This is a genomic window from Actinoplanes subtropicus, assembly GCF_000721705.1.
In the GTDB taxonomy this organism is placed as follows: domain Bacteria; phylum Actinomycetota; class Actinomycetes; order Mycobacteriales; family Micromonosporaceae; genus Actinoplanes; species Actinoplanes subtropicus.
Window position 1 is genome coordinate 232,898 of record NZ_JOJL01000016.1, and the last position, 8,280, is coordinate 241,177.

9 protein-coding genes are annotated in these 8,280 nt (G+C 71.4%); 5 read left to right on the forward strand and 4 right to left on the reverse strand.

Annotated features, from left to right (window positions below):
• The first annotated feature begins 218 nt into the window (after positions 1-218).
• The gene (locus tag IH26_RS0122755; RefSeq protein ID WP_030438255.1) at positions 219-1,187 is read left to right on the forward strand and encodes an arabinan endo-1,5-alpha-L-arabinosidase; all 969 of its coding nucleotides are present in this window, start codon (positions 219-221) and stop codon (positions 1,185-1,187) included.
• 57 nt (positions 1,188-1,244) lie between these two features.
• Here the strand turns inward: IH26_RS0122755 and IH26_RS0122760 are convergent, their stop codons facing one another.
• Positions 1,245-1,775, reverse strand: a complete 531-nt coding sequence (locus IH26_RS0122760; protein ID WP_030438256.1) for a hypothetical protein — start codon at positions 1,773-1,775, stop codon at positions 1,245-1,247.
• 198 nt (positions 1,776-1,973) lie between these two features.
• Here IH26_RS0122760 and IH26_RS0122765 point away from each other — a divergent pair, with 198 nt between their 5' ends.
• A complete protein-coding gene (locus IH26_RS0122765) occupies positions 1,974-2,657 on the forward strand; it encodes a DUF4232 domain-containing protein (RefSeq protein WP_030438257.1) in 684 nt (227 codons plus the stop codon).
• A 6-nt stretch (positions 2,658-2,663) separates the two neighbouring features.
• Here the strand turns inward: IH26_RS0122765 and IH26_RS0122770 are convergent, their stop codons facing one another.
• Positions 2,664-3,542, reverse strand: coding sequence for an HhH-GPD family protein (locus tag IH26_RS0122770; RefSeq protein WP_030438258.1), 879 nt, complete (start codon positions 3,540-3,542; stop codon positions 2,664-2,666).
• Between the two features lie 21 nt (positions 3,543-3,563).
• Between IH26_RS0122770 and IH26_RS0122775 the strand changes: the two genes are divergently transcribed.
• The 3 genes from IH26_RS0122775 to IH26_RS0122785 all read left to right on the forward strand — a co-directional run bounded on the left by IH26_RS0122775 (position 3,564) and on the right by IH26_RS0122785 (position 5,402).
• Positions 3,564-4,064 carry a glycine cleavage system transcriptional repressor gene (locus IH26_RS0122775; RefSeq protein WP_030438259.1) on the forward strand — a complete coding sequence of 167 codons (501 nt, stop codon included), beginning with the start codon at positions 3,564-3,566 and terminating at the stop codon, positions 4,062-4,064.
• The gene (locus IH26_RS0122780) at positions 4,061-4,573 is read left to right on the forward strand and encodes a peptide deformylase (protein ID WP_030438260.1); all 513 of its coding nucleotides are present in this window, start codon (positions 4,061-4,063) and stop codon (positions 4,571-4,573) included. Before IH26_RS0122775 ends, IH26_RS0122780 begins: the two co-directional genes overlap by 4 nt.
• Before the next feature lie 82 nt (positions 4,574-4,655).
• The gene (locus IH26_RS0122785; RefSeq protein ID WP_030438261.1) at positions 4,656-5,402 is read left to right on the forward strand and encodes an adhesin; all 747 of its coding nucleotides are present in this window, start codon (positions 4,656-4,658) and stop codon (positions 5,400-5,402) included.
• 74 nt (positions 5,403-5,476) lie between these two features.
• On the opposite strand, the gene disA is transcribed toward IH26_RS0122785, so the two are convergent.
• Together disA and radA are read right to left on the reverse strand one after the other, a co-directional pair.
• On the reverse strand, positions 5,477-6,646 hold the full coding sequence (gene disA, locus IH26_RS0122790; protein WP_030438262.1) for a DNA integrity scanning diadenylate cyclase DisA: 1,170 nt from the start codon (positions 6,644-6,646) through the stop codon (positions 5,477-5,479).
• An 83-nt stretch (positions 6,647-6,729) separates the two neighbouring features.
• A complete protein-coding gene (radA, locus tag IH26_RS0122795) occupies positions 6,730-8,148 on the reverse strand; it encodes a DNA repair protein RadA (protein WP_030438263.1) in 1,419 nt (472 codons plus the stop codon).
• Positions 8,149-8,280 lie beyond the last annotated feature (132 nt).

The following is an 8,280-nucleotide window of genomic DNA, read 5'->3' on the forward strand; positions in this document are numbered from 1 at the left end:
AGAAAGCGTGGACAGGGATCGCTCCGCATATCTACCCGGGGGCCGAGCCCCCGGACCCCCACGCTGCGGTGGGTCAGCTGCGGTGGGTCAGCTGCGGTGGGTCAGCTGCGGTGGGTCAGCTGCGGTGGGTCAGCTGCGGTGGGTCAGCTGCGGTGGTATTTATGGGAGCGTTCACACTTAGCGGACTCCCCTAACGTCAGCGTTGAGAGGTGAGGTCTGTGTGGCGTAGGAAAGCGCTTACCGCGGTGGTCGTGCTGGTGGTGGTGGCCGGGGCGGCGGTGGGGGCCGGGGCGGCCGAGGCGGCGACCTATCCGAATCCGGGGGTGGTGACGGGCAGTGTCAACGTGCACGATCCGGGCATCGTGAAGAAGCCCGATGGGACGTATCTGATCGCGCACACCGGTGACAACATCGTGCTGAAGACCTCGACGGACCGGACGGCGTTCAAGGATGCCGGCGTGGCCTTCCCGGGCGGCGCCTCCTGGACCAGGTCGTACACCGGGGGCAGCGCGAACCTGTGGGCGCCGGACATCTCGTACCACAACGGCAAGTACTACCTGTACTACGCGGCCTCGACCTTCGGCTCGAACCACTCGGCGATCTTCCTGGCCACCAGCGGCACCGGCGCCGCCGGCACCTGGAGCAACCAGGGCCTGGTCATCGAGTCGGCGACCAGCGACAACTTCAACGCCATCGACCCGAACCTGTACGTCGACCCGTCCGGCCGCTGGTGGCTGAGCCTCGGCTCGTTCTGGTCCGGGATCAAACAGGTGCAGCTGAACCCGTCCACCGGCAAGCGGCTGGACAGCACCATCCGGTCGATCGCCGGGCGCGGCGGCGGCGCGATCGAGGCACCGTTCCTGTTCCACCACGGTTCGTACTACTACCTGTACGTGTCCTTCGACCTGTGCTGCCGGGGCGCGGCCAGCACGTACCGGATCATGGTGGGTCGCTCGACCAGCGTGAACGGGCCGTTCGTCGACAAGAACGGCACGGCGATGACCAGTGGTGGCGGCAGCGAGATCCTGGCCGGGCACGGCAGCATCCACGGGCCGGGCGGCCAGTCGGTCTTCACCGACACCGACGCGGACGTGCTGGTCTACCACTACTACGCGGACAACGGGACGGCGAAGCTCGGGATCAACCTGCTCGGGTACGACTCGAGCGGCTGGCCGTACGTCCACTAGAAACGGGCGCGTCCCGGCCACCGCGAAGTGGCCGGGACGCACTCGATGGGTCAGGGCCTAGCCGCCGACCACGGACAACGCCGTGGTCCAGTCGTCGGCGATCGCGTCCTGGGCCGCCTTGAGCGTGACCGTGCCGGCGCAGACCATCTTCTTCAGCTTGTTCTCGACCGTGTCCTTTGTGGCCGAGCCGTCGCCGTTGGAGTCGTAGTGCGGCTCGGGCCACAGGTTCTTTTCGGACTTCGGGTCGCCGCCGAGCTCCAGCGGGATGAAGTGGTCTTCCTCGTAGTCGGAGAGCGAGGTGTCGCTGTACTTGTACTGCGCGATCTGGGTCTTCTTCAGCGCGTTCGTGTAGGACGTCGAGGGCCGGACCGTCGCAGTCCAGCCGGACACGCAGATCGTCTCGTCGATATTGCTCTGCGTGACTGCGGAGTACCGGACGCCCGGCTGGCATTTCGGGTCGGGCAGCGGCAAGTAGGCCTGCGAGCAGGTGGTGGCCGCCTGGGCGGCGCCGGGCGAGCCGGTGAGAATGCCGGCGCAGGCCAGCGTGAGGGTGGACAGTGCGGTCAGGGTTCGAGACGGTCGACGCATGGGAGATCACACTCCGAGGTTGCGGCCGGGTCCGGGTCGCGACGGTGCGCCCGTCAATCGACTGGAGCTTATGCGCATGATCCTCTGGGTGCCCCATATCAATTGGGCCGTTCGTCGCGAGTAATGCCTGGTCCTGTTTTCGTGCCAGGCTGATCGACGTCGGCGCATGCGTCCGCTCGTACGCGGCAGTCTTCTCGCATGCGAATTCACCCGGTTGCGATCGTCCTGGCCCTCGGCGCCACCGCCGTCCTGTCCACGTCGGCCTGCGCCGCGACCACGCCCGGCCGGCCGACGGGACCGGCCACCCCGGTCAGCGCCGCACCGGTCAGCGCCGCACCGGCCACGGCCGGCAAGGCCGGCGCCGGTGGATCCGCCGGCGGCACCACCGCCACCACCACCAAGACCCACAAGCCGCCGAAGTCCGGCTCCGGCGACCCCGTCGCCTGCACCACCTCCGATCTGAAGGTCACGATCACCGCCCAGCCCAACCGGGCCGACGCGTACCGGCGGGCGTTGCTCACCATGACCAACATCAGTTCCAAGACCTGCGTGCTGGACGGGTGGGCGACCGTGACCCCGATCAACCCGGCCGGGGAGCCCATCAAGGTCGACGCCGGGGACGTGCGGCAGCCCGGCGAGCCGACCGCCGCGACCCTCAAGCACGGCACGAGCGCCTTCAGCGGCATGCGGTGGACGACCTGCGACAAGGCCGCGAGCGACTGCTCCGCCGCCAACGCCCTGCGGGTCCAGCTCTTCGGCGACGCCCAGACGGTCACCGCGCACCTCGAGGGCTTCGGCGACCCGGCGAAGGTCGGCATCACCATGAAGAGGGTCGAGTTCGGCTCGGTGCAGCCCAGCCCGCAGGGCGTCGTCGCCTGGTAAGGAGGCCTAGTAGGGCCGGTCGCCCGCCAGGACGAAACTGTCCGAGCTGAACGGCTCGACCAGGCCGTCCTCGACGAGGCCGGCCAGGGCCCGGACCCGCTGCGTCTCGTCCTGCCAGACCAGGTCGAGGCGCTGGCGCGGCACCGGGCCGGTGGCGTGCCGCAGCACCTCCAGCAGCAGGCCGCGCACCTGGCGATCGGTCCCGGCGTACCGCTGCGGCTTGCGACTCGGCCCTTGCGGCAGCTTCTCGCCGGTGGCCCGCCACGCGCAGGACGCCTCGAACGGGCACTGCGGGCAGCGCGGCGCGCGGGCCGTGCAGACGATCGCGCCCAGCTCCATGAAGGCGATGCTCGCGCGCGCGGCCCGGGACGGCGGGTCGGGCAGCAACTCGGCCACCGCGACCAGGTCGGCGGCCGTCGTGGTCGGGCCGGCGTCCGGCTTGCCCTCGACGGCCCGGGCCACCACCCGCCGGACGTTGGTGTCCACGACGGGGTGCCGCTGGCCGTACGCGAAGGTGGCCACCGCCCGCCCGGTGTAGGTGCCGACCCCGGGCAGCGCCAGCAGCTGCACGAGATCGGCCGGGACCACGCCGCCGTGCCGCTCCACGATCGCGACGGCGCAGGCGTGCAGGCGCATTGCCCGGCGCGGGTAGCCGAGCCGCCCCCACATCCGGATCGCCTCGGACGGCGGGTCGGCGGCCAGGTCGGCCGGGGTGGGCCAGCGGGTCATCCAGGAGCGCCAGGCGGGCTCCACCCGGACCACCGGAGTCTGCTGCAGCATCACCTCGCTGACCAGCACCCCCCAGGGGCTCGTGGTGGGCTGCCGCCACGGAAGATCCCGGGCATTCTGGTCGAACCAGGCGATGGCGTCGTCGGCGAAAGTCATGGCAGGACATACTGTAGGCGGGTGCACGAGCTTGCCATCACCGTCATCGGCCCGGACCGTACCGGGATCGTCGCCGACGTGGCCGAGGCGCTGGCCGAGGTGGGCGCCAACCTCACCGACTCGACGATGACCCGCCTGCGCGGCCACTTCGCGATGACCCTGATCTGCACCGGCGCCGGGGTCGAGGCGGCCTCGCTGGCCCTGGAACCACTCGACGGGGTGACCACGACCGTCCGCGAGGTCTCCCAGGCGGATGCGGCCACCAACGGCGAGCCGTGGGTGGTGAGCGTGCACGGCGCCGATCGGCTGGGCATCGTCGCCGCGGTGGCCCGGGTGGTGGCGGCCGAGGGCGGCAACATCACCGACCTGAGCACCCGCCTCACCGGCACGCTGTACGTGCTGATCGCCGAGATCGACCTGCCGGCCGGCGCCTCCGAGGAGCTGGCCGAGCGGCTCGCGGTGGCCGGCGCCGAGCTGGGTGTCGAGGTGACGCTGCGCCCCGCCGAGTCGGAGCTGCTGTGACCGAGGGCCGCGTCCGGCCGGTCGTCACCGCTCCCGCGGCGGTGCTGAGCACGGTCGGCGCCGAGGTCGACCCCACCTCCCCGGAGGTCGTGCAGCTGGCCGCCGACCTGGTCGCGACCATGCGCGTCTCGCCCGGCTGCGTCGGCCTGGCCGCCCCTCAGGTCGGGGTCGGCGTCCAGGTCTTCGCCGTCGATGTGACCGGGCATCCGAAGGCGGTGACCACGCACGGCGCGTTCGTGCTCTGCAACGCGAAGATCGTCGAGGCGAGCCGGTGGAAGGCCGGGCGCGAGGGCTGCATGTCGGTCCCCGATCTCACCGGTGACGTGAAGCGGGCCGGCCGCGTCATGGTCGAGGCCGTCGCGCCCGGCACCGGGGAGCCGGTCACCCTCAGCACCGACGCGTTCGAGGCGCGCGCCCTGCAGCACGAGATCGACCATTGCGCGGGCAAACTTTTCCTCGACCGGGTGGCCGGGGCGCACGCCATCTACCAGCGAAGGGTCTATCTCTAACGGCGGGCAAGGCGAGTCGGTGTCGCGTACCCGGCGCGTCGCGGCCGTCGCCGGGGGTGTCCGGGTTTACGGTGACCCCATCATGCGATCGACGGTTGGTCCCCTTCCTCCCGCCGTCTACTGGCGGCGGCGTGCAGTCGTGCTGGGCGCTGTCCTGCTCGGCCTCATCGTGCTGTTCGTTTCCTGCTCCGGCAACGACAAGAACGATCAGCGCGGCAAGGGCGCCTCGTCCTCGACGTCCCTGCCCACCCCGGCGCCCGCCAAGACCTCCGCATCGCCCGAGCCGTCCTTCCTGGACGGTGTGCCCGGAACCCAGCGGTCGCTGCCCGCCCTGGGCGACCTCGAGTCGCAGGACCCGACCGACGACGCCGACAGTCCGACCACACCGCCGGCCACGGCGAACGGTCAGAACACCAACGTTGGCGCCGCCGCCGGCTCCTGCGCCGACTCGGAGTTCCTGGTGGCCGCCGGCGTGCCGACGACGACGGTCAAGCGGGGCGCGCCGCTGGAGATCACTATCACGGTCAAGAACACCGGTAACCGCACCTGCAGCCGCGATGTCGGCGCGGGTGCGCAGGAGCTCTACCTCGAGGTCGGCGCCAAGAAGTACTGGTCCTCCGACACGTGCAACAAGGACAACAGCGCCGACGTAAGGCAGTTCGCGCCGGGGAACACGCGAACCACCAAGTTCACCTGGAACGGCCGGCAGTCCAGCAGTTGTACGGGCACCTCGCCCTCCGGGCCGGCCCCGCCGCCCGGTCAGTTCGAGCTGAGGGCCCGGCTCGGCACCCTCGTATCCCAGCCGGTGCTGCTCACCCTCATCTCCTGAACGGTCCCGGCCTCATCTCCTGAACGGTCCCGGCGTCCTCAGTGGACGCCGGGCCGCGTCACGTCCCGGCGCCGTCAGACGTAGCGCTCGAGGATGGACGCCTCGGCCAGCCGGGACAGGCCCTCCCGCACGCCACGGGCGCGCGCGTCGCCCACCCCGTCGACCGCCTGCAAGTCTTCGACCGTGGCGCCCAGCAGGCGCTGGAGGCTGCCGAAGTGGTCGACCAGCCGCTCGACGACCGGGGGTGGGAGGCGGGGCACCTTGGCCAGCAGTCGGAAGCCGCGCGGGGAGACCGCGGCGTCCAGCGCGTCGGACGCGGCGGGGTAGCCGATCGCCTTCGCCACCGCGACCAGGTCGATCATCTCGGTGGCGGAGAGCAGGTCGAGCTCGACCAGGGCCTCGTCGAGGGTGCGGGCCTTGCGGCCGGTCGGCAGGTAGTCGCGGATCACCAGGGTGCGGTCGGCGTCGACGCCGGCCATCAGCTCGTCCAGCTGGAGGGCCAGCAGGCGGCCGTCGGTGCCCAGCTCGACCACGTAGCCGGAGATCTCGTCGGCGATGCGGCGGACCATCTCGAGGCGCTGCACGACCGCCACGGCGTCGCGCACGGTGACCAGATCCTCGATCTCCAGGGCGGAGAGGGTGCCGGAGACCTCGTCTAGCCGCAGCTTGTAGCGCTCCAGGGTGGCCAGGGCCTGGTTGGCCCGGGACAGGATCGCCGCCGAGTCGTCGAGGACGTGGCGCTGACCGTTCACATACAGCCCGATGATGCGCATCGACTGGCTCACCGAGATGACCGGGAAGCCGCTCTGCTTGGCGACCCGCTCGGCCGTACGGTGCCGGGTGCCGGACTCCTCGGACGGGATCGACGGGTCGGGCATCAGGTGGACGGCGGCCCGCACGATGCGGGTGCCGTCGCTGGAGAGCACGACCGCGCCGTCCATCTTGCACAGCTCGCGCAGCCGGGTGGCGGAGAACTCGACATCGAGCGGGAAGCCGCCGGTGCAGATGCTTTCCACCACGGCGTCGTGGCCGAGGACGATCAAGGCACCCGTACGGCCCCGCAGGATGCGCTCCAGACCGTCCCGCAGGGCGGTGCCGGGAGCCATCAGGGCGAGATTGGCGCGGAGCGGATCGGGGCTCACGCCGCCCCCGCCCCCGAGACCAGGGCGTGCCGAACCGTTCACGCCGGGTCGTGGCGGCGGGCTGGCGGCGGCGGGCTTGGAACCATCGCGGTCGAGCGGCACCTGGACATTCTACGGACTGTCATCCAGAGCGCCGAGGCGTGGTTCGATGAATGCTCCGTAGCGTGATCAAAACTCACCCTGTGTCACCGGCCGCCGTGCTCGGCCGAGGCCCGGGCCGCGGTCTGCAATGCGGAGCGTAGGTCGGCGACCTCGGTGACCCGCATGCCCTTGACGCCGGTGCCCTCCGGGGCGCAGCCGGGCGGCACCAGCGCCTCGCGGAAGCCGAGCCGGGCCGCCTCGGCCAGCCGCCGGCCGACCGCGCCGACCCGGCGGATCTCGCCGGTGAGGCCGACCTCGCCGATCGCCACCAGGTGCGGCGCCATCGCGAGATCGAGCCCGCCGGAGGCGACGGCCAGCGCCATCGCCAGGTCGGCCGAGGGCTCGACCAGCCGGATGCCGCCGACGGTCGCCGCGAACACCTCGCGGTTGTAGAGCTTGAGCTGCTTGGTGCGGCGCTCCAGGACGGCCAGGACCATCGCCAGCCGGGCGCTGTCGAGCCCCGACACCGTCCGCCTCGGTGACCCCTGCACCTCCGCCCCGATCAGCGCCTGCACCTCGGTGACCAGGGCCCGGCGGCCCTCCATCGCGACCGTGACGCAGGTGCCCGGGACCGGCTCCTGATAGCGGGTGAGGAACAGCCCGGACGGGTCGGCGAGGCTGGCGATGCCGCCCTCGTGCATCTCGAAGCAGCCCACCTCGTCGGCCGCGCCGAAGCGGTTTTTCACGCCGCGGACCAGCCGCAGCGACGAATGCTTGTCGCCCTCGAAATGCAGCACCACATCGACCAGGTGCTCCAGCACTCGGGGGCCGGCCACCTGACCGTCCTTGGTGACGTGACCGACCAGGACGGTGGCGATGCCGCGCTCCTTGGCCACCCCGACCAGCGCGGCGGTGACCGCGCGGACCTGGGTCACGCCGCCGGGCACGCCCTCCGTGCCGGGGGCCGAGATGGTCTGCACCGAATCGAGCACGAGCAGGCCGGGCTTGACCGCGTCGAGATGGCCGAGGACGGCGCTCAGGTCGCTCTCCGAGGCCAGGAAGAGCCGCTCGTGCAGGGCGCCCAGCCGCTCGGCGCGCAGCCGGACCTGACTGACCGATTCCTCCCCGCTGACCACCAGCGACGGGCTGCCGGCGCCGGCCGCCCACTGCTGGGCCACATCGAGCAGCAGTGTGGACTTGCCCACACCCGGCTCGCCGGCCAGCAGCACCACCGCGCCGGGGACCAGACCGCCGCCGAGCACCCGGTCGAGCTCGCTGACGTTGGTGGGCACCGCCTTGGCCGGGGCGGCGCTGATCGTGGCGATCGGCCGGGCCGGCTCGGCGGGCATGCGCGAACTGACCACCCGGCCCGCGCCGAGCGGGCTGGACACCGTGGACTCGATCACCGAGCCCCACTCGCCGCACTCCGGGCACCGGCCGAGCCATTTCGGCGGCTGGTGCCCGCAGGCATCGCAGACGTAGGCGGGTCGGGCGGCCTTCGCGGTCGTACGGGCGGTCGTCACCCGGACAAGCTATCCGGCGGGTACGACAAATTAGGCTCTTGTGATCGATGTGTGGGTGGGTTGTCGGTCATCGGTCGGGTAGTTCGGGTCGGTGACCGCCGAGGCTGAGCATGGCCAGAGCGATGATGGCAT

Coding starts and splice junctions, on each gene's coding strand:
- IH26_RS0122785 (WP_030438261.1), top strand. CDS start 4,656: ATGCGATCGACGGTTGGTCCCCTTCCTCCCGCCGTCTACTGGCGGCGG.
- IH26_RS0122770 (WP_030438258.1), bottom strand. CDS start 3,542: ATGACTTTCGCCGACGACGCCATCGCCTGGTTCGACCAGAATGCCCGG.
- IH26_RS0122760 (WP_030438256.1), bottom strand. CDS start 1,775: ATGCGTCGACCGTCTCGAACCCTGACCGCACTGTCCACCCTCACGCTG.
- IH26_RS0122765 (WP_030438257.1), top strand. CDS start 1,974: ATGCGAATTCACCCGGTTGCGATCGTCCTGGCCCTCGGCGCCACCGCC.